This is a genomic window from Streptomyces sp. NPDC101225 (genome assembly GCF_044767585.1).
In the GTDB taxonomy this organism is placed as follows: Bacteria; Actinomycetota; Actinomycetes; order Streptomycetales; family Streptomycetaceae; genus Streptomyces.
Genome location: NZ_JBIWOE010000017.1, coordinates 39,989 through 59,511, shown reverse-complemented (window position 1 = coordinate 59,511; position 19,523 = coordinate 39,989). Strand labels below are relative to the sequence as shown.

18 protein-coding genes are annotated in these 19,523 nt (G+C 72.4%); 6 read left to right on the top strand and 12 right to left on the bottom strand.

Features of this window, described 5'->3' with window-relative positions; all coding sequences use genetic code 11:
• Positions 1-59: 59 nt before the first annotated feature.
• The gene (locus ACIRPX_RS23545) at positions 60-1,274 is read left to right on the top strand and encodes a trypsin-like serine peptidase (protein ID WP_404197847.1); all 1,215 of its coding nucleotides are present in this window, start codon (positions 60-62) and stop codon (positions 1,272-1,274) included.
• A gap of 71 nt (positions 1,275-1,345) precedes the next feature.
• On the opposite strand, the gene hflX is transcribed toward ACIRPX_RS23545, so the two are convergent.
• From hflX to miaA, 6 genes are all read right to left on the bottom strand, one after another.
• On the bottom strand, positions 1,346-2,839 hold the full coding sequence (gene hflX / locus ACIRPX_RS23540; protein ID WP_404197844.1) for a GTPase HflX: 1,494 nt from the start codon (positions 2,837-2,839) through the stop codon (positions 1,346-1,348).
• A 124-nt stretch (positions 2,840-2,963) separates the two neighbouring features.
• A complete protein-coding gene (locus ACIRPX_RS23535) occupies positions 2,964-4,535 on the bottom strand; it encodes a M1 family metallopeptidase (RefSeq protein ID WP_404197842.1) in 1,572 nt (523 codons plus the stop codon).
• Positions 4,536-4,624: 89 nt separating this feature from the next.
• Positions 4,625-6,733 (bottom strand): RelA/SpoT family protein, encoded by a 2,109-nt coding sequence (locus tag ACIRPX_RS23530; protein ID WP_404197840.1) that lies wholly within the window; start codon positions 6,731-6,733, stop codon positions 4,625-4,627.
• 298 nt (positions 6,734-7,031) lie between these two features.
• On the bottom strand, positions 7,032-7,907 hold the full coding sequence (dapF, locus tag ACIRPX_RS23525) for a diaminopimelate epimerase (protein WP_404197837.1): 876 nt from the start codon (positions 7,905-7,907) through the stop codon (positions 7,032-7,034).
• Between the two features lie 48 nt (positions 7,908-7,955).
• On the bottom strand, positions 7,956-8,459 hold the full coding sequence (locus tag ACIRPX_RS23520) for a hypothetical protein (RefSeq protein WP_404198115.1): 504 nt from the start codon (positions 8,457-8,459) through the stop codon (positions 7,956-7,958).
• 107 nt (positions 8,460-8,566) lie between these two features.
• On the bottom strand, positions 8,567-9,505 hold the full coding sequence (gene miaA, locus ACIRPX_RS23515) for a tRNA (adenosine(37)-N6)-dimethylallyltransferase MiaA (RefSeq protein WP_404197834.1): 939 nt from the start codon (positions 9,503-9,505) through the stop codon (positions 8,567-8,569).
• 181 nt (positions 9,506-9,686) lie between these two features.
• Here miaA and ACIRPX_RS23510 point away from each other — a divergent pair, with 181 nt between their 5' ends.
• A complete protein-coding gene (locus ACIRPX_RS23510) occupies positions 9,687-9,998 on the top strand; it encodes a hypothetical protein (protein WP_404197832.1) in 312 nt (103 codons plus the stop codon).
• An 82-nt stretch (positions 9,999-10,080) separates the two neighbouring features.
• Entirely contained in the window at positions 10,081-10,350 is a 270-nt protein-coding gene (locus ACIRPX_RS23505; protein WP_404197829.1) for an antitoxin, read from the top strand.
• A 101-nt stretch (positions 10,351-10,451) separates the two neighbouring features.
• On the opposite strand, the gene ACIRPX_RS23500 is transcribed toward ACIRPX_RS23505, so the two are convergent.
• Genes ACIRPX_RS23500 through ACIRPX_RS23480 form a run of 5 tightly spaced genes read right to left on the bottom strand, consistent with a single transcriptional unit; the run spans position 10,452 to position 14,706 of the window.
• Positions 10,452-11,171, bottom strand: coding sequence for a class III extradiol dioxygenase subunit B-like domain-containing protein (locus ACIRPX_RS23500; RefSeq protein WP_404197826.1), 720 nt, complete (start codon positions 11,169-11,171; stop codon positions 10,452-10,454).
• Positions 11,172-11,189: 18 nt separating this feature from the next.
• Positions 11,190-11,477, bottom strand: a complete 288-nt coding sequence (locus ACIRPX_RS23495) for a hypothetical protein (RefSeq protein ID WP_404197824.1) — start codon at positions 11,475-11,477, stop codon at positions 11,190-11,192.
• Positions 11,478-11,529: 52 nt separating this feature from the next.
• Positions 11,530-13,047, bottom strand: coding sequence for a tRNA (N6-isopentenyl adenosine(37)-C2)-methylthiotransferase MiaB (miaB, locus tag ACIRPX_RS23490; protein WP_404197821.1), 1,518 nt, complete (start codon positions 13,045-13,047; stop codon positions 11,530-11,532).
• Positions 13,048-13,105: 58 nt separating this feature from the next.
• Positions 13,106-13,759: a response regulator gene (locus tag ACIRPX_RS23485; RefSeq protein WP_404197819.1), complete on the bottom strand. Its 654-nt coding sequence runs from the start codon at positions 13,757-13,759 to the stop codon at positions 13,106-13,108.
• Positions 13,756-14,706 carry a sensor histidine kinase gene (locus ACIRPX_RS23480; protein ID WP_404197816.1) on the bottom strand — a complete coding sequence of 317 codons (951 nt, stop codon included), beginning with the start codon at positions 14,704-14,706 and terminating at the stop codon, positions 13,756-13,758. The genes ACIRPX_RS23485 and ACIRPX_RS23480 overlap by 4 nt, the downstream gene beginning before the upstream one ends.
• A 210-nt stretch (positions 14,707-14,916) precedes the next feature.
• Between ACIRPX_RS23480 and ACIRPX_RS23475 the strand changes: the two genes are divergently transcribed.
• The 3 genes from ACIRPX_RS23475 (at position 14,917) to ACIRPX_RS23465 (ending at position 18,036) form a co-directional block, all read left to right on the top strand.
• Positions 14,917-15,402 (top strand): cation:proton antiporter regulatory subunit, encoded by a 486-nt coding sequence (locus ACIRPX_RS23475; RefSeq protein WP_404197814.1) that lies wholly within the window; start codon positions 14,917-14,919, stop codon positions 15,400-15,402.
• Positions 15,403-15,406: 4 nt separating this feature from the next.
• Complete coding sequence (locus tag ACIRPX_RS23470) at positions 15,407-16,627, top strand: cation:proton antiporter (protein ID WP_404197812.1); 1,221 nt, start codon at positions 15,407-15,409, stop codon at positions 16,625-16,627.
• 410 nt (positions 16,628-17,037) lie between these two features.
• A complete protein-coding gene (locus ACIRPX_RS23465; RefSeq protein WP_404197809.1) occupies positions 17,038-18,036 on the top strand; it encodes a TAXI family TRAP transporter solute-binding subunit in 999 nt (332 codons plus the stop codon).
• Between the two features lie 72 nt (positions 18,037-18,108).
• Here ACIRPX_RS23465 and ACIRPX_RS23460 read toward each other — a convergent pair whose 3' ends face one another.
• Positions 18,109-19,515 (bottom strand): ATP-binding protein, encoded by a 1,407-nt coding sequence (locus ACIRPX_RS23460; RefSeq protein ID WP_404197805.1) that lies wholly within the window; start codon positions 19,513-19,515, stop codon positions 18,109-18,111.
• Positions 19,516-19,523 lie beyond the last annotated feature (8 nt).

The following is a 19,523-nucleotide window of genomic DNA, read 5'->3' as shown; positions in this document are numbered from 1 at the left end:
CTCGACGCAGAACTGGCAAGCACATGACATACATACGTTCCGACGGGGGTCTCCGCACCATGCGTTCCACTCGTACGCCCGCAGCGTCGTCACACGGCCGGCGGACCAAGCGCACCGCACTCGCCACCACGGGTCTCGTCGCCGCGCTCGCGCTGACCGCGACCGCGTGCAACGGCTCGGGCGACGACTCGGCCGGCAAGCCCGACGCCACCGTCACCGCCTCGGCGAGCGGCGGCGACGGCAAGCTCAAGGTGCCGTCCGACATCGCGAGCAAGCTCAAGGACCACGGCATCGACGTCGACCAGTGGGCCAAGGGCGGCTGGAAGAACTGGGACAAGGACAAGTGGCTCAGCGCGGCCAAGGACTTCGTCAACCCGGTGATCGAGGGTCTGTGGAAGCCGGAGCGGATGCAGTCCGCGAAGGAGGCCAACAAGACGCTGTCGACCAAGGACGCGTCCGCCGACCAGGGCATCAGCGACCCTGAGCCGGCGCCGATCCAGGCCGTCGCCGAGCGCACGCCCTACCACCGGCACGCGGCCCCGGTCGGCAAGGTCTTCTTCGACGGTCCCGAGGGATCGATGGTCTGCTCGGGCACGGTGATCAAGGACGTCAACCATCCGGGCAGGTCGAACCTGGTGTGGACGGCCGGCCACTGCGTGCACGCCGGCAAGGGCGGCGGCTGGTACCGCAACATCGCCTTCGTGCCGGCCTACAACGACCTCGGCGAGTCGGCGTCGCGGCTCCGCAGTGCCGGCGCCGCTCAGGTCGCGCCGTACGGCCAGTGGTGGGCGGACTGGGCCTCCACCTCCAGCCAGTGGATCCAGGGCGGTTCGGAGACGGGCGGCGCGGGCGCCGCGTACGACTATGCCGTGCTGCACGTGAAGCCGGAGCAGGGTGCCAAGTCGCTGGAGGAGACGGTCGGCGCGGCTCTGCCCGTCGACTTCTCCGCCCCGGCGCCGCGGGCGGTGTCGAGCATGGGTGCCTGGGGCTACCCGGCGGCGCCGCCGTTCAACGGCCTGAAGATGTTCCGGTGCATCGACCGGCCCGGCCGGCTCTCGCTGAGCCCCTCGCTGCCGACGATGTACCGCATCGGCTGCACCATGACGGGCGGTTCGTCCGGCGGCGGCTGGTTCCGCGTGGTGAACGGCAGGACCGCCCTGGTCTCCAACACCTCCATCGGCCCGTCCGACAACACCTGGCTCGCGGGCCCGCAGCTCGGCAAGGGCGCCGAGACGCTCTACGAGAACATGAGCAGGACGTACGGCGGCCGGTGACGCCGGAACGGCGACGGCGGAATGCCGAAGGCCCGCCCCCTGTCGCAGGGGGCGGGCCTTCGTGCGGTGGGTCAGAGGGCCGGAACGGGCACGTACGGCTGCAGTTCCGCGGCCAGTTCCTCGTGGACCAGCGCCTTGAGCAGGGTGCCCTCCGGGGTGTGCTCCTCGGAGATCACCTCACCCTCGTCGTGGGCGCGTGCCACCAGCTTGCCGTGGGTGTACGGCACCAGGGCCTCGATGTCGACGGACGGCCTCGGCAGTGCGTCGTCGATCAGCGCGAGCAGTTCGGCGATGCCCCGGCCCGTGCGGGCCGAGACGGCGATGGAACGCTTCTCGATCCGCAGGAGCCGCTGGAGAGTCAGCGGGTCGGCCGCGTCCGCCTTGTTGATCACGACGATCTCCGGCACGTCGGTGGCGCCGACGTCCCTGACCACCTCGCGCACGGCGGCGAGCTGCTCCTCCGGGTCCGGGTGCGAGCCGTCCACCACGTGCAGGATCAGGTCGGACTCGCCGACCTCCTCCATGGTGGAGCGGAACGCCTCGACCAGGTGGTGCGGCAGGTGCCGGACGAAGCCGACCGTGTCCGCCAGCGTGTACAGGCGGCCACTGGGCGTCTCCGCGCGGCGGACGGTCGGGTCCAGCGTCGCGAACAGCGCGTTCTCGACCAGGACCCCGGCGCCCGTGAGGCGGTTGAGCAGCGAGGACTTGCCCGCGTTGGTGTAGCCCGCGATGGCGACCGAGGGCACCCGGTGGCGCTTGCGCTCCTGGCGCTTGATCTCGCGGCCGGTCTTCATGTCCGCGATCTCCCGGCGCATCTTCGCCATCTTCTCGCGGATCCGTCGCCGGTCGGTCTCGATCTTGGTCTCACCGGGACCACGGGTGGCGAGGCCGCCGCCCTTGCCGCCGCCCATCTGACGGGACAGCGACTGGCCCCAGCCGCGCAGCCTCGGCAGCATGTACTGCATCTGCGCGAGCGCGACCTGCGCCTTGCCCTCTCGGGACTTGGCGTGCTGGGCGAAGATGTCGAGGATCAGGGCCGTACGGTCGATGACCTTGACCTTGACGACGTCCTCGAGGTGGATGAGCTGGCCCGGGCTGAGCTCACCGTCGCAGATGACGGTGTCCGCGCCCGATTCGAGGACGATGTCGCGCAGCTCGCTCGCCTTGCCGGAACCGATGTACGTCGCGGCGTCCGGCTTGTCACGGCGCTGGATCACTCCGTCGAGCACGAGCGCGCCCGCGGTCTCCGCGAGGGCGGCGAGCTCCGCGAGGGAGTTCTCCGCGTCCTGCACGGTCCCGGTGGTCCAGACGCCGACGAGCACGACGCGCTCCAGCCGGAGCTGCCGGTACTCGACCTCGGTGACGTCCTCGAGCTCGGTGGAGAGGCCCACCACACGGCGCAGGGCCGCACGCTCGGAGCGATCGAACTGATCGCCGTCCCGGTCTCCGTCGATCTCGTGGCTCCAGGCGACGTCCTCTTCCATCAGGGCATCGGCCCGAAGACCTTCGGCGTAGGTGTGCGCGAAGCGCTCAGTGTCCTGGGAAGGGGATGAAGAGGAGGTCATTGGATCCTTACGTCGATGGGGACTGCGTCACTGGTCACAACGTAGGAGTACCCCGGGAGATTCCCGGTACCCCACGTCGTGGACCCGACGATGGTCGCACGGTACGGCCCGTCTCGTCATCGCCTTATTGGGCGGCCCGGGCGGGCTTTCCCTTGCCGCCCTTGGCGTCGGGCGCGTCCGACGTCCAGTCCGGGTGGCCGGGCATCGGCGGGGTCTTCTCGCCGTAGAGCCACGCCTTGAAGAAGCCGCTCAGGTCGCGTCCGGAGATCCGGGAGGCGAGGCGCTCGTAGTCGGCGGTGTTCGCCGTGCCGTCCCGGTGGAGGCTCACCCAGCGGCGTTCCAGCTGCTCGAAGGCGGGGCGGCCGATCGTCTGGCGCAGGGCGTAGAGGGCGAGCGCGGCGCCGTCGTAGACGTTCGGCCGGAAGATGCTGATCTTCTGGCCGGGCTCGGGTCCCTTGGGCGCGGCGGGCGGGCCCCCGGCCGCGCGCCAGCCGTCGGAGGCCGCGTAGGCGGCCTTCATGCGCTTCTCCATGGGCTTGCCGGCCTTCTCCTGCGCGTACAGGGCCTCGTACCAGGTGGCGTGCCCTTCGTTGAGCCACAGGTCGGACCAGGTACGGGGGCTGACACTGTCGCCGAACCACTGGTGGGACAGCTCGTGCACCATGACCGACTCGACGTACCAGGCGGGGTAGGTGTTCCCGGCGAAGAGCTCCTTCTCGAACAGGGAGAGCGTCTGCGTCTCGAGTTCGAAGCCGGTGGAGGCGTCCGCCATGAGAATGCCGTACGTCTCGAAGGGGTAACGGCCGACCTTGCTCTCCATCCAGGCGATCTGGCCGGGCGTCTTGGCGAGCCAGGGTTCGAGTTCCTTGCGGTCCTCGGTGCGGACGACGTCGCGTACGGGCAGGCCGTGCGGTCCCGTGCGGTGCAGCACGGTGGAGCGGCCGATGGACACCTGGGCGAGCTCGGTGGCCATGGGGTGGTGGGTGCGATACGTCCAGGTGGTCGTCCCGCCGCTCCTCTCCCGGTCGGCCGGCAGACCGTTGGCGACGGCCGTGTAGCCGTCGGGGGCGGTGATCCGGAAGGTGAACAGCGCCTTGTCGGAGGGGTGGTCGTTGCACGGGAACACCAGGTGTGCGGCGTCGGCCTGGTTGGCCATGGCGAGCCCGTCGGAGGTCTGCACCCAGCCGCCGTCCTGGCCCTTGGCGGGCACCGGATCGCTGGTGTGCCGCACGGTGATCCGTGTCCAGCTGCCGGCGGGCAGCAGCTTGTCCGGCGTGACGACGAGGTCCTCGCCCGCGCTGGTGAAGGTGGCCGGCTCGCCGTCGACCCGGACCGACTCGACCGTGCCGTGGGCGAAGTCGAGGTTGAAGTGGTCCAGCGCCGCGGTCGTCCTGGCGTTGATCGTGGTGACCGCCTGGAGCGGCTTGCTGTTGCTGCCGCGGTAGGTGAGCGCGATGTCGTACGACTGGACGTCGTATCCCGGGTTGCCGAGGTACGGGAAGAGGCGGTCACCGACGCCCACGGGGGTGGCGGGCGTGCCGGCGGCGAGCAGGCAGACGGAGACGGCGGAGGCGAGCAGGGCGGTCGCCTTCAGGCGGCGGCGACCGCGCAGCTGACGGCGGAAGCGGGAGGGCACGGCGGCCCGGGGGCCGCGGGAAGAGGCTTCCGGCGTCCGGGAGCGAGGGGTGAGCAGCATGGATCACCGCTATCAGCGTGTACGCCCCGGACGGCGACGACGCGCGTCCGGCCCACCCGAACGGGTAGATCGGTGACGACGCGCGGCGCTCACGCCCCGGGCGTGTGCGCCCGGCTCACGTCGTACACGCCCGCCACGTTCCGCATCGCCCGCATCAGCGCGGGCAGGTGCGCCGCGTCGGGGAGCTGGAGGGTGTACGTGTGCCGGACGCGCTGCTGGGTCGGGGGCTCGACCGTCGCGGACACGATCTCGGCGCCTTCGAGGGCCATGGCCTCGGTGAGGTCCGCCAGCAGATGGGGGCGGACGAACGATTCGGCGAGCAGCGTGACCCGGCACTCGGTGGTGTCTCCCCAGCGCACGCCGACCTCCGCGCGCCCGGCGCTCTTCATGCGCTCCACCGCGGCGCAGGAGATCCGGTGGACGGTGACCACGCCTCCGCGCACCGCGAAGCCGGTCACCTCGTCCGGTGGCACCGGTGTGCAGCAGCCGGCCAGGCGTACGGTCGCGCCGGGCTGGTCGACGATGATGTCGGCCGTGGTGGAGCGCAGCACCGAGCCTTCGGCGGTGGGCCGGAGCGCGGCCGCCGGCGGTTCCTCCCGCTGCTCCCGCGCGTCGTCCGCGGCCGGATGGGCCGCGAGCCGGCGCTGGATGGCGATACGGGCGGCGGGCGTGTGCGCGTGCTCCAGCCACTCTCTGGAGGGCTCGGAGGCCGGGTCCTGGCCCATGAGGAGCTGGACCGTGTCGCCGTCGCGCAGGACCGTGCTCAGCGTCGCGAGGCGGCCGTTGACCCGGGCGCCGATGCACGCGTGCGCGTCCTCGCCGTACTGGGCGTACGCGGCGTCGACGCAACTGGCGCCCTCGGGCAGGCCGAGCGCGGCGCCGTCGGGCCGGAAGACGGTGATCTCGCGGTCCTGGGCGAGGTCCTCGCGCAGGGTCGACCAGAACGTGTCGGGGTCGGGCGCGCCCTCCTGCCAGTCGAGGAGGCGGGAGAGCCAGCCGGGGCGCGTGGGGTCGACGCGCTCGCCGTCGGCCGGGTCGTCGGGTGCCGGCGCGTACGGGTTGCCGAGCGCGATGACGCCCGCCTCGGCGACCTTGTGCATCTGGTGGGTGCGGATGAGGACTTCGGCCACCTGGCCGCCCGGATGGGCGACCGCCGTGTGCAGCGACTGGTACAGGTTGAACTTGGGGACGGCGATGAAGTCCTTGAACTCCGAGACCACGGGTGTCATGCAGGTGTGCAGTTCGCCCAGGACGCCGTAGCAGTCCGCGTCCTCGTTCACCAGCACCAGCAGCCGGCCGAAGTCGGCGCCGCGCAGCTGGCCGCGCTTGCGGGCGACGCGGTGGACGGAGACGAAGTGCCGGGGCCGGATGAGGACTTCGGCCGCGATGTCGGCCTCGCGCAGGTGGCCGCGTACCTCGTCGGCGATCTCGGCGAGCGGGTCGTCCGTGCGGGCGGCGTTGTCGACGATCAGTTCCCGGGTGTGTTCGTACTCCTCGGGGTGCAGGATCGCGAAGACGAGGTCTTCCAGTTCGGTCTTGAGCGCCTGGACGCCGAGCCGTTCGGCGAGCGGGATGAGGACGTCGCGGGTGACCTTCGCGATGCGCGCCTGTTTCTCGGGGCGCATGACGCCGAGGGTGCGCATGTTGTGCAGGCGGTCGGCGAGTTTGATCGACATCACGCGGACGTCGTTGCCGGTGGCGACCAGCATCTTGCGGAAGGTCTCGGGCTCGGCGGCGGCGCCGTAGTCGACCTTCTCCAGCTTCGTGACGCCGTCGACGAGGTAGCGGACGTCCGCGCCGAACTCCTCGCCCACCTGATCGAGCGTCACGTCCGTGTCCTCCACGGTGTCGTGGAGCAGCGAGGCCGTCAGAGTGGTGGTCTCGGCGCCGAGTTCGGCGAGGATCAGCGTCACCGCGAGCGGGTGCGTGATGTAGGGCTCACCGCTCTTGCGCATCTGGCCGCGGTGCGAGGACTCGGCCAGCACGTAGGCGCGGCGCAGGGGGTCGAGATCGGCGCCCGGATGGTGGGCGCGATGGGCGTCGACGACATGACTGATGGCACTGGGCAGCCGGTCACGTGCGGTGGGGCCGAGCAGGGCGGCACGGCCGAGGCGGCGCAGGTCGATGCGCGCCCGCCAGCGCGCCGCGGAACCTGCTGCCGGACCTGGGGTCGCGGGGTTCGTCGCCTCCGCACTCATGGGCACCTCCGGCTGCATGGACCGGCGGACGGGGTGCCCCAGGACGGACACGGCTCAGGGGATGGCAACGGTCCCCCGCCCGGGCCGGTGCTTGATGCTACCGAGCCCATCACGTGCGACTGACCGCCTCTCGCCGAGCGTGAAACGGATCACCCATTCGAGCGAAGAGATCGATGTTTACGATTTCGCGCCATGCGACCGGTGACGCACCGTGCTTTCGAACGCCCGGTCATCACAACGGAAGTTGACACATGCACCATCCGGCACACGCGCCTTCGATCCCAAGCCGCCGGACCACTCAGCGGACGAACGATTCCAGCCACTCGGCGTCGATCTCGCCTTCGGCGACGATCACCGCGGGACCGGTCATCTCGACCTCGCCGTCGGGCCGCTCGGTGATCAGCAGGGTTCCGCCGGGCAGGTCGACGGTGTACGTGGCCGGGCTTCCGGTCACGGCCGGGTCGGTGCCGTCCCGGCGGGCGGTGGCCACGGCGACCGCGCACGCGCCCGTGCCGCACGAGCGGGTCTCGCCGGAGCCGCGCTCGTGCACGCGCAGCGCGACGTGCCGGGGGCCGCGGTCGACCACGAACTCCACGTTCACCCCGTCCGGGTAGGCGGCGGCCGGGCTGAACGGCGGCGGGGTGCGGAGGGGGCCTGCGTGCGCGAGGTCCTCGACGAACGCGACCGCGTGCGGATTGCCCATGTTCACGTTCCGCGCGGGCCAGCTGCGCTCGCCGACGCTCACCGTGACGTCCCCTTCGGGCAGCCGCGCCCTGCCCATGCCGACGGTGACGTCACCGTCCTTGGCGATGTGCACCCTCTTCACGCCCGCGCGGGTGGCGACCGAGAGGTCGCCCTCGCCGGCGTACCCGGCCCGCTGGAGGTAGCGAGCGAACACGCGCACGCCGTTGCCGCACATCTCCGCGACCGAGCCGTCGCCGTTGCGGTAGTCCATGAACCACTCGGCCTCGGCGGCCGTGTGCTGCGCCTCGGGGTGGGCGGCGGACCGCACCACGTGCAGCAGGCCGTCGCCGCCGATGCCCGCGCGGCGGTCGCACAGGGCCGCGACGGCCGCCGGGGTCAGGCCGACGGCGTTCTCGGGGTCCGGGACGATCACGAAGTCGTTCTCCGTGCCGTGGCCCTTGAGGAAGGCGATCCGCGCGCGCGTGCTCATGCCTCGATCGTACGGGGTGGCCAGGACGGCCCCACGCGCGCGTGAACGTCAGCGCAGCCGGGCCACACGCCATACGGCGAGCACCACGACCGCCGCCAGGAACACGGTGTACGCCAGCACGACCCGCCAGTCCGGTCTGCGCCCGGAGCCGCGCTGCGGCAGCCCGGGCCACGTGTAACCCACGCGGCGGGCGGCCATCATGCCCCAGCCGGCCGCGCACGAGCAGATCAGCAGCCCCAGCATGGCGATCACCGCACCGCTGTCGCCGAAGTCGAAGGCGAGCGGGAAGGCGAACATCAGAGAGCCGATCGCGGCCAGGGCCACGATCGGGGCGAGCTGCCAGATGCGCAGCCGGCGCTGCGGGCGCAGCTCGACCTCGACCTCCGGACCACCGGCGAACATCTCGTCGGGCTCGGGGCCGTCCGCGGTCACTCCGCCCTGTGCGTCATCGGGTCCGTCGGAGCTCAGACGGTCCTCGTCCTGCTCCTGTTCACCGCTGTCGACGGTGAGGGGCTCGGTGCCTTGTGCGGTGTCGCGAGGGCCGGCCTCCATCGCCACGCGCCCTCCCAACTAGGACTTCACTGGTCGATCGAAGCTCGATGATGGCACGGCGCCGGAGGCCCGGACGGCGGCCGGAGCGTCCCGATGCCATCACGTGATCAGGCTGTAACCGGTCGTTCGACCAACGCCAGTGCGAGCTGCGGAAGTTCTGTGACATCCGCCGCAGCCCCACTGAGCCAGTGCACCCGCGGGTCGCGCCTGAACCAGGAATCCTGACGGCGGGCGAAGCGCTTGGTGGCGCGTACCGTCTCGGCCCGCGCCTCCTCCAGCGTGCACTCCCCCGCGAGCGCCGCGAGCACCTGCTGATAGCCGAGCGCACGGGCGGCCGTGCGCCCCTCCCGCAGTCCCCGCGCCTCCAGCGCGCGCACCTCCTCCACGAGCCCCGCCTCCCACATCCGGTCGACCCGGCGGGCGATGCGCCCGTCGAGTTCGGGACGGGCCACGTCGACGCCGATCTGGACGGTGTCGTAGACCGAGTCGTGCCCGGGGAGGTTGGCGGTGAAGGGCCGGCCGGTGATCTCGATCACCTCGAGCGCCCGGACGATGCGGCGGCCGTTGCTGGGCAGGATGGCCTGTGCCGCCTCGGGGTCGGCGGCGGCCAGCCGGGCGTGCAGCGCGCCCGAGCCACGCAGCGTGAGCTCCTCCTCCAGGCGCGCCCTGACCGCGGGGTCGGTGCCGGGGAACTCCAGGTTGTCGACGGCCCCGCGGACGTACAGCCCGGAGCCGCCGACCAGGATCGGCCAGCGGCCCTCGGCGAGCAGGGCGTCGATCTTCTCGCGGGCCAGTCTCTGGTACTCGGCGACGGACGCCGTGACCGTCACGTCCCAGATGTCGAGGAGGTGATGCGGGATGCCGCCGCGCTCCCCGGGCGTCAGCTTGGCCGTTCCGATGTCCATCCCCCGGTAGAGCTGCATGGAGTCGGCGTTGACGACCTCCCCGCCCAGGTGCTGGGCGAGAAGGACGCCCAGATCGGACTTTCCGGCCGCGGTGGGTCCGACGACGGCGATGACTCGGGGGGCGGGGGGTGCGCTGCTCACCGCACCAGTCTCGCAAACACCGAAAGGGCTCCTCGAACGAGTTACGTGACGGTGTGGAGGCGGGGTCGTTGCCCGTTGCGAGGTTTCGCCGCCGGTTTCGGGAGGCGGCGACCCGGACGGCGCAAACGGGCGCACCGGACGACGCGGGATTCCGCCCGCACGAGTAACGTAAGGAGCGGATATGAGCGTTTTTGCGCGACTTCTCCGGAGGTCGAGGACCACGGAGGAGGCGTCAACCGCCGAGGCACCCGCGAGCCCGCCGACGGCCGGGCCCGCGGCGGCCGAACCCTCGCCAGAAGCGGCCGAGGCGACGGGGCGGACCGGCGACCGGACCGAGGGCGGGCCCACGAAGCCGGAGACCGCCGAGGACACCCCGGTCGAGGACGGCGCCTCCGGCGAGGACAACGCCTCCCCCGAGGGTGTCGAGATCCCCAGGCAGCAGTCCGGCGGACAGCCGGCGGACAGCGAGGCCGGCGAGAACGCCCGTAGGTGATCGCTCCGCGCGCGAGTGAGCCGGCCGTGGCGCGGCGGTGGGCCCCGCGGCGAACGAGCCCGGGAACGACGAAAGGTGGACGATGGGTCTCCTGGACAATTTCAAGGCCAAGCTCTCCCCGGCCAAGGACAGGGTCTCCGGGCTCGCGCAGCAGCACGGGGACAGGATCACGCAGGGTCTCGACAAGGCCGCGAGGGTCGTCGACGAGAAGACCAAGGGCAAGTACAGCGACCGGATCCAGACGGGGACGGGCAGGGCCAAGGACGCCATGGACAAACTCGCGCACAAGGACGACGCGGGGACCGGCGGCGGCACGACCGCGGCGCCGGACTCACCACCGCCGGCGTCCTGACCGGAGGCACGGCACATCGGCGGACGGCCGCGGGGCCCGAGGGCTCCCGGCCGTCCGCCGTTTCCACCGCCCCGGGTCCTGGGGTCTGTACGGCCGGCGCGCTACGACCAGGCCGCGACCAGGTAGCCGACGCCGTACGGCGCGTCCTCGTACAGGAGGGCGCCGCTGAGGCCCGCGCCGTCGGCCGCGCCCGCGAGCACCTGCCAGGGGGCCCGGCCCGACGCCTTCAGCTCGTACGCCAGCCCGGGGTCCAGCTCCTCGAGGGCCGTCACGTCCGCCGTGGCCAGCGCCCGCGCGACCCGCGCGTCGAAAGGGGCCGCGCGCTCGTCGAGGTAACCGGGGGCCTTGAGCGTGCGGCAGGCGCTGGCGTCGCCCATCACCAGCAGCGCCACCCGCTCGGCCCGGGCCGCGATGTCCCTCCCGACCTGGACGCACCGCTCGGGCGCGAGAGGTTCCCCCACGCCGAGACCCTCGACCGGGGCGTCCGACCACCCGATCCGCTCCAGCAGCCAGGCGGCCACCGCGAGGGAGGGCGGCAGGACCCGCTCCGGGTCCGCGTCGGGCGCCTCCGGTGCACCCAGCCGTACGTCGACGTCCGCGCCGAAGCCGCCGAAGGAGCCTCGCGTGCCCTGCGGGTGCGTGCCGCGCCCGCCCTGCTCGGCGGGGCCGACGACCACGAGCAGGTCGGGCCGGGACGCGGCGAGCACCCCGAGCGCGTCGGCGCACGCCGTCCGGGCGGCGTCCAGTTCCGGAGCGGCGCCCGCGGCGACCTCGGGCACGAGCAGCGGCGGGCACGGGCAGACTGCGGCGGCGACAAGCATGATCGGCAGCGTACGCCGTCAGTACGTGAGGGGGCCCGAGTCCCACTCCAGCTCGGTGAAGAGGAACTGGTAGGTGAACACGCCCCCGGACGAGCCGTCACCGACCAGCATCCAGCCCTCGGCCGTACGGAAGCGCCGCATGCGCTGCGGGTACCGCGGATGCCTGGGCCGGTACAGCCTGACGAGCTCCCCGAACCGCGCCTCCGCCTCGTCGCGCGAGCCGTCGATCGTCGCCATCAGCTCGTACTGCCTGCGGTACGGCCCCTCGCCCGGCGGCTTGTCCAGCAGCAGCGCCCATCGCGCCATCAGGTGCTCTCCCCCGTGTCCACATCGTCGTCGGTCCCCCGGCCGGGGCCGGTCAGTCGCAGCCGCAGCCGCTTCCGGTCGCCACCGGCAGCGGCGCCGGCGCCCCGATCGTGGGCAGGCCCAGCAGCACGCCCGCGGGCTTGGCCGCCTCGGCCGCGTTGCGCTTCTCCCAGGCGTCGCCCGCGCGCGTGCGCCGCACGCCGAGGACGGCGCCCTCGGCGAGGAGGTGGTGCGGGGCGGCGTAGGTGATCCCGACCGTGACCACGTCGCCGGGGCGCACCTCCTGCTCGGGTTTGGTGAAGTGGACCAGGCGGTTGTCGGGGGCCCGGCCGGACAGGCGGTGGGTGGCGCCGTCCTTGCGGCCCTCGCCCTCGGCGACCATCAGCTCCAGGGTACGGCCGACCTGCTTCTTGTTCTCCTCCCAGGAGATCTCCTCCTGGAGGGCGACGAGACGCTCGTACCGCGCCTGGACGACCTTCTTGGGGATCTGGTTCTCCATCGTCGCGGCCGGGGTTCCGGGGCGCTTGGAGTACTGGAAGGTGAAGGCCTGGGCGAAGCGGGCCTCGCGGACGACGTGCAGCGTCTGCTCGAAGTCCTCCTCGGTCTCGCCGGGGAAGCCCACGATGATGTCCGTCGTGATCGCCGCGTGCGGGATGGCGGCCCGCACCTTCTCGATGATGCCGAGGTAGCGGTCCTGCCGGTAGGAGCGGCGCATCGCCTTCAGGACGGTGTCCGAGCCGGACTGCAGCGGCATGTGCAGCTGCGGCATCACGTTCGGGGTCTCGGCCATGGCCGCGATCACGTCGTCGGTGAAGTCGCGGGGGTGGGGGGAGGTGAAGCGGACCCGCTCCAGGCCCTCGATCCGCCCGCAGGCGCGCAGCAGCTTACTGAAGGCCTCGCGGTCGCCGATGTCGGAGCCGTAGGCGTTGACGTTCTGCCCGAGCAGCGTGATCTCGGAGACGCCCTCGGCCACCAGGGCCTCCACCTCGGCGAGGATGTCGCCGGGCCGGCGGTCCTTCTCCTTGCCGCGCAGGGCCGGGACGATGCAGAAGGTGCAGGTGTTGTTGCATCCGACGGAGATCGACACCCACGCCGCGTACGCGCTCTCGCGCCGGGTCGGCAGGGTGGACGGGAACGCCTCCAGGGACTCGGCGATCTCGACCTGCGCCTCCTCCTGCACCCGGGCGCGCTCCAGCAGGACCGGGAGCTTGCCGATGTTGTGCGTGCCGAAGACGACGTCCACCCAGGGCGCCCGCTGCACGATGGTGTCGCGGTCCTTCTGCGCCAGGCAGCCGCCGACCGCGATCTGCATGCCGGGCCGCGCGGCCTTCTTCGGGGCGAGGTGGCCGAGGTTGCCGTACAGCTTGTTGTCGGCGTTCTCACGGACCGCGCAGGTGTTGAAGACGACGACGTCCGCGTCACCGTCGGAGCCCTCCGGCGCGCGCACGTAACCGGCGTCTTCGAGCAGGCCGGACAATCGCTCGGAATCGTGCACGTTCATCTGGCACCCGTAGGTGCGCACTTCGTAGGTCTTCACGCCCACGGCCGGGCTCCGGTCGATGCTGCTCATGCGACAAGGGTAGGCGGTGCCGGAAGTGCCTCCCGCAGCCCTGTGGACAACCGGGGAGTCAGGGTTCGATCAGGCCCGCGCGGATCGCGTACCGCGTCAGTTCCAGGCGGTCGCGCATGCCGAGCTTGTGGAGCAGGTTCGCTCGGTGGCGCTCGACCGTCTTGGCGCTGATGAACAGCAGCTCGCCGATCTCCTTCGAGGTGTGCCCCTCGGCGACCAGCTTGAGGATCTCCTCCTCGCGCTCGGTGACCGCGCGCGCGGGCAGGCCGTCGCCCCGGTGCAGCCGCTCCAGGTAGGAGCGGACCAGGGCGCGCTCGGCCCCGGGGTACACGAACGGCTCGCCGCACACGGCAGCGCGGCACGCCCCGACCAGGTCGCGGTCGGCCGCGGACTTCAGGACGTAGCCGCTCGCCCCGGCCTTGAGCGCCTCGAAGAAGTACTGCTCGTTGTCGTACATCGTCAGGATGAGGATGTGCAGGCCGGGCAGGCGGCGGGAGAGCTCACGGGCCGCCTGGAGACCGGTCGTCCGGGGCATGGCGATGTCCAGGACGGCCAGATCCACCTCGCGCGTGCGCGCCAGGTCGACCGCCTCGGCTCCGTCCCCGGCCTCGGCGACGACCGTCAGATCCGGTTCGCCGTCCAGGATGAGGCGCACTCCCTGGCGTACGAGGGCGTGGTCGTCGGCGAGCAGCACGCGCGCGGGGGCGGTCATCGGCGGCCTCCTTCGGCGACGGGGATGCGCAGGCGGACGTCGGTGCCCGCCTCTGGGCCGGGTTCGAGCGACAGCTCGGCACCGATGAGCAGCGCGCGTTCGCGCATGCCGCGGATCCCGGCGCCCTCCGGGGCCCTGCCGAGGCCCGTGCCGTTGTCGCGGACCAGGAGTTCGACGCCGTCGCCGAGCGGCCGGAGCCGGAGCTCGGCACGGTCGGCACGCGCGTGCCGTGCGGTGTTGGTCAGCCCCTCCTGGGCCACGCGGTAGACGACCAGTTCGGACTCCTCGGTCAGCGGGGGCAGATCACCGGGGACGCTGTGGCGCACCGTCAGCCCGCGCGTGGTGAACTCGGCGGCGAGCGAGCGCACGGCGCTGACCAGGCCGAGCTCCTCCAGGACGCCGGGGCGCAGCCGGCGGGCGATGCGGCGGATCTCGTCCAGGCCCGCGCGGGTGGCCTCCTGCGCCTGGCCCACCTCCGCGCGCAGTTCCTCGGGGACCCGGTCGGCGACGCGCTTGAGCTGGAGGAGGACCGCGGTCAGGGTCTGGCCGACCTCGTCGTGCAGTTCGCGGGCGATCCGCTGCCGCTCGCGCTCCTGCGCCGACAGCGCACGCGCCGCACCGGCCGCCCGCTCGCTCTCCAGCCGGTCGAGCATCGTGTTGTACGTCGTGATCAGCTCGGCCGCCTCCGCCGGACCGCCGACCGCCGCGCGGGCGCCGGGACGCAGCAGATCCGCCGTGGACATGGCCCGGCCGAGCCGTCGCAGCGGGGTGAGGCCGAGCCGCAGCACGACCGCGTTGCAGACCAGCAGGAAGGCCAGGCCCGCGACGACGACCAGTGCCTCGGCGGGCAGGACGGGTGTGGAGACGGTGACCGGGCCCAGGAGCAGGGCGGCGGCCACGGTCAGGCCCGCGGCGTTGAGGGAGAAGATCCGCCAGAACAGCGACACGGTCTTCCCTCTCGCTCTGATCGCGGGCGCTTCCGGCGTGCTCGTCCCCGGCGCCCCGGGCACGGTTCCGGCCAGCCTCACCGGCCGTCCCCGGCCGCGTATATCCGTCACGTCACCCATGTCGCCACCGTACGGCCGAATGGCAGCATGCGAACGGGCCCGGTGATCACCGGCAGCTCATGACCATGCCGCCGCACACAGAGGAGAAACGTGTCTGCGCCACGCCTGAGGGCGACACCGCTGCCGGGTATCGGGGTCCAGTACGACCTGGTAACCCGTGACCAACGCCATCTGTCGGTGGTGGCGCACCGCGACGGCGCGCGCACGGTGAACGTGTACCGGGCCGACGATCCCGACTCGTGCGCCCACTCGCTGCGGCTGACCGGTGCCGAGGCGGGCGCGTTGATCGACGCGCTGAAGCCGTCCCACCACAGCGCGAGCCTGCTGTACACCTCCGACCTGGGCTTGGTCGCCGAGCGGATCGAGGTGGCCGCGGCCTCGCGCTGGAACGGTCGGGTGCTGGGCGACACACGGATGCGGACGCAGACGGGGGCGTCCGTGGTGGCGGTGCTGCGCCGGGCCGAGGCGATTCCCTCGCCCACGCCGGACTTCAGGCTGGCGGGCGGTGACATCGTGATCGTCGTGGGCACGCGCGAGGGCGTCGACGCCGCCGCGGCGATACTCGGGCGGGAGTGAACCGGTGCACTCCGCGGTGTTGTTGATCGAGTTCGGCTCCATCCTCCTCGGCCTCGGTCTGCTCGGCCGGGCGGCCGGCCGCTTCCGGCTCTCCCCCATTCCGCTGTACCTGCTGGCCGGGCTGGCCTTCGGCGAGGGCGGTCTGCTGCCGCTCGGGGCCAGCGAGGAGTTCGTCGCCATCGGCGCCGAGATCGGCGTCATCCTGCTGCTGCTGATGCTGGGTCTGGAGTACACGGCCGGTGATCTGGTCACCAACCTCAAGGCGCACCATCCGGCCGGCCTGGTCGACTGCGCCCTCAACGCCGTGCCGGGCGCGGTGGCGGCTCTGCTGCTCGGCTGGGGGCCGGTGGCCGCGGTCGTGCTGGCGGGTGTCACCTGGATCTCGTCGTCCGGGGTCATCGCGAAGGTGCTCGGCGATCTGGGGCGCGTCGGCAACCGGGAGACCCCGGTGATCCTCAGCGTCCTCGTGCTGGAGGACCTGGCCATGGCGGTGTACCTGCCCATCGTGACCGCGCTGGTGGCCGGGGCCGGGCTGCTCGCGGGGAGCGTGACGCTGGCGGTGGCGCTGGGGGCGGCGGGGCTGGTCCTGCTGGTGGCCGTGCGCTACGGGCGCGTCATCTCACGGTTCGTCTCCAGCGACGATCCGGAGAAGCTGCTGCTCGTCGTGCTCGGCCTGACGATCCTGATCGCGGGCGTCGCGCAGCAGCTCCAGGTGTCGGCCGCGGTGGGCGCGTTCCTGGTCGGCATCGCGCTGTCCGGTGAGGTCGCTGAGGGGGCGCACACTCTGCTGAGCCCGCTGCGGGACCTGTTCGCCGCGGTCTTCTTCGTCTTCTTCGGGCTGCACACGGACCCGGCGAGCATCCCGCCCGTGCTGCTGCCCGCACTCGCCCTCGCGCTGCTCACCGCCGCGACGAAGATCGCCACCGGGTACTGGGCGGCACGGCGGGCCGGCATCTCCGTCGGGGGCCGGTGGCGCGCGGGCGGCGCCCTGGTGGCCCGCGGCGAGTTCTCGATCGTGATCGCCGGCCTCGCGGTGAGCGCGGGCATCGAACCCTCACTCGGCCCCCTGGCCACGGCCTACGTCCTGATCCTGGTCGTCCTCGGCCCCCTCACCGCCCGCTGCACCGAACCCCTGGCCCGCCGCCTGACAGGACGCCTCAAGGACCGCACGCAGTCCCCACCGCCGGCGGAGACGCCTGCGCCGGTGGGCGACCGGCCTTCCTGAGGCCGGGCCGGATGCCGGACCGGATGCCGGACCGGATGCCGGACCGGATGCCGGACCGGATGCCGGCGGGCGGAGCCCACGCGGCCGGGCCCACGGGCCGGCCGGCCATCCGGGCCCGTCCCGGCCGCAGCCGCGCGGAGCGGCCACGATCCGCGCGAGAGGACCGCGCGAACCCTCCCCGGTCCCCAGCCCGGCACCCACGTCGCCTCATCGCCCGGAGGAGAGCGCGCCGGCCCCTCCGGGGCGAAAGCCGGGCGAGTGGAGGCGCCCCCGCGTCCGCGGACTACCGGCGCTCCCGGCCACGAGCGGCTGCCCTTCCGGCACCGACAACGCCCTTCGTGGTCGAGTTGCGCCCCCGTTGTGACTCCCGCCCTGGTCAGCATCGCGCACCGGCTGGCAGGATCCCACGCATGTCCACGATGTTCCGCCGGATCGGCCGACGCCGGGCCCTGCAGGGCGCGGTCGCCGGCGTCGTCGCCCTCGGGCTGCTGCTGTGGTGGCTGCTGCCCCTGGGCGAGGCGGCCCCGAGCGGGGCGATCACCGTCAGCACGGGCACGCAGGCCGGCGTCTATCAGCAGTACGCCAAGCTCCTGCGCACCGCGCTCGACAAGGACATGCCCCACCTGAAGGTGACGCTCCAGACCAGCGACGGTTCACAGGAGAACGTCACGCGCGTGGCGACCGGCGAGGCCGACTTCACCATCGCCGCGGCCGACGCCGTGGAGACGTACAAGCTCCAGCACGGGACCAACGCCGGTCGTCTGCGCGGCGTCGCCCGCCTCTACGACGACTATGTGCAGCTGATCGTGCCGCGCGGCTCGGACATCGACTCCGTCGCGGACCTCAAGGGCAAGCGCGTGGCCGTGGGACCGCCCAGCTCGGGCGTGCGGCTGATCGCCGACCGCGTGCTCCAGGCGGCCGGCATCGACGCGAAGAAGGACATCACGCCGTTCGCCGACGGCATCAACACCGCTCCGGAGCGGCTGCGGCAGGGCAGGATCGACGCGTTCTTCTGGTCGGGCGGGGCGCCGACGCTGGGACTGCAGCAACTCGCCGACGGCTTCACCTTCCGCTTCGTGCCGATCCGGGCCGGCCTCGTCGCCAAGTTGCACAGCCAGGGCGGCGCCACCCGCTACTACCGCACCACCAACATGCCCGAGTCGGCCTACCCCAGCGTCCAGAACGGGGTCGCCGTACCGACGATCGCGGTCGCCAACCTGCTGATCACGCGCACGGACATGAACCCCCGGCTCACCGAGTGGGTGACCCGCACCGTGATCAAGAGCCGCGACCGGATCGGCACCCGCGTCCACTCCGCGCAGCTCGTCGACCTGCGCACCGCGATCTACACCGACCCGCTGGCCCTGCACGAGGGCGCCCGGCGCTACTACCGCTCCGTCAAGCCGTAGGACCCCTCACCGGGCCGTTCGCCGACTCACCGAACCCTTCGCCGTCGCCGGCTCACCCGGCCGTTCGCCGGCTCACCCGGCCGTGGGGCTGTTCCTCGGTACCGCCACCGTCACCGTCAGGCCGTGCGGCTCGTGACGGGCGTAGGAGAGGGAGCCGCCGCCCGCCGCGAGCAGGGTGCGCGAGATGGACAGGCCGAGGCCGGACCCCTTGACGTTCTGATGGCGGCCGCTGCGCCAGAAGCGGTCGCCGATCCGGCCGAGCTCCTCGTCGGTCAGGCCCGGGCCGTTGTCGCTGACCACGACGGTCGAGGTCCCGCCGTCGGCCGCCACCGTCACCTCGACGCACTCGCCCTCGGGCGTGAACTTCACCGCGTTGTCGATCACCGCGTCCAGGGCGCTGGACAGGGTGACCGGGTCGGCCCAGGCGGTGGTCGCCGGGCAGTTGCCGACCAGCCGCACACCCTTGGCCTCGGCGGTCGGCGTCCAGGCCGCGACGCGCTCGGCGGTCAGCTCGCCGATGTCGGTGACCCGCAGATCGGCCTCGGTGTGCTCGGCCAGGGCCAGGTCGAGCAGGTCGTCGAGAACCTCCGCGAGGCGCTTGCCCTCGGTGCGTACCGATGCCACCTCCTCGTTGCCCTCCGGCAGTTCCAGCGCGAGCAGCTCGATGCGCAGCAGCAGCGCGGCGAGCGGGTTGCGCAGCTGGTGCGAGGCGTCGGCGACGAAGGCGCGCTGCTGCTCCAGCACGTCCTCGACGTTGTCCGCCATCTCGTTGAACGACCGTGCCAGGCGCTGGAGTTCCGGCGGCCCGCCCGCGGCCGCGACCCGCGACTTCAGCCGGCCGCTCGCGATCGCGTGCGTGGTGGCGTCCAGCACGCGTACGGGCCTGAGCACCCAGCCGGTGAGCCGGAGCGCGGCGCCGACCGCGAGCAGCATCGCGGCGATCTCGCCCACGCCGATGATCAGCCAGCCGTGCAGGATCCGGGAGCGCAGCTGCCCGGTGGGCGAGTCGGTGACGACGACCGCGACGACGTCGCCGTCCCGGATGACCGGCGAGGCGACGACCAGCCGGCCGCGCTGCCAGGGCCACACCTGCCGGGGGTCGTGGCTGCGGCGGCTGAGCAGCGCCTCGGCGAACGCCTCGCGCACCTCGCCCGCCTCCGGGAGGAAGAACGTCTGCGGCGCCTGGGCCATGGGGACGTCGGTCCGGCAGAAGACGCCGGCCCTGATGCCGTAGACGCCGTAGTAGCTGGCCAGCTCGGTGGTGAGGGTGTCGAGGCGCTCGTCCCTGGACGTGCGCGTGGAGCTGCACGCGTCGGTGACGAACTGCGCGAGCGACGCGAAGCGGGCCGTGTCGTCGATCCGGTCGACGACGACCTTCTGCTGCTGCGCGGCGGCCACGCTGACGGCGAGCGGGACGCCGAGCGCGAGCAGTACGGCCGCCATCAGGACGATCAGCAGCGGAAGAAGACGTGTACGCACCCGTGCAG

What these genes read in the sequence shown, in the direction of transcription:
- ACIRPX_RS23520 (WP_404198115.1), bottom strand. Translation starts at nt 8,459, where the DNA reads ATGGAGGCCGGCCCTCGCGACACCGCACAAGGCACCGAGCCCCTCACC.
- ACIRPX_RS23495 (WP_404197824.1), bottom strand. Translation starts at nt 11,477, where the DNA reads ATGGCGCGATGGGCGCTGCTGCTGGACAAGCCGCCGGGCGAGGGGCCG.
- ACIRPX_RS23465 (WP_404197809.1), top strand. Translation starts at nt 17,038, where the DNA reads ATGTCCACGATGTTCCGCCGGATCGGCCGACGCCGGGCCCTGCAGGGC.
- ACIRPX_RS23510 (WP_404197832.1), top strand. Translation starts at nt 9,687, where the DNA reads ATGAGCGTTTTTGCGCGACTTCTCCGGAGGTCGAGGACCACGGAGGAG.
- miaB (WP_404197821.1), bottom strand. Translation starts at nt 13,047, where the DNA reads ATGAGCAGCATCGACCGGAGCCCGGCCGTGGGCGTGAAGACCTACGAA.
- ACIRPX_RS23545 (WP_404197847.1), top strand. Translation starts at nt 60, where the DNA reads ATGCGTTCCACTCGTACGCCCGCAGCGTCGTCACACGGCCGGCGGACC.
- ACIRPX_RS23485 (WP_404197819.1), bottom strand. Translation starts at nt 13,759, where the DNA reads ATGACCGCCCCCGCGCGCGTGCTGCTCGCCGACGACCACGCCCTCGTA.
- ACIRPX_RS23500 (WP_404197826.1), bottom strand. Translation starts at nt 11,171, where the DNA reads ATGCTTGTCGCCGCCGCAGTCTGCCCGTGCCCGCCGCTGCTCGTGCCC.
- hflX (WP_404197844.1), bottom strand. Translation starts at nt 2,839, where the DNA reads ATGACCTCCTCTTCATCCCCTTCCCAGGACACTGAGCGCTTCGCGCAC.
- dapF (WP_404197837.1), bottom strand. Translation starts at nt 7,907, where the DNA reads ATGAGCACGCGCGCGCGGATCGCCTTCCTCAAGGGCCACGGCACGGAG.
- ACIRPX_RS23505 (WP_404197829.1), top strand. Translation starts at nt 10,081, where the DNA reads ATGGGTCTCCTGGACAATTTCAAGGCCAAGCTCTCCCCGGCCAAGGAC.
- ACIRPX_RS23535 (WP_404197842.1), bottom strand. Translation starts at nt 4,535, where the DNA reads ATGCTGCTCACCCCTCGCTCCCGGACGCCGGAAGCCTCTTCCCGCGGC.
- ACIRPX_RS23530 (WP_404197840.1), bottom strand. Translation starts at nt 6,733, where the DNA reads ATGAGTGCGGAGGCGACGAACCCCGCGACCCCAGGTCCGGCAGCAGGT.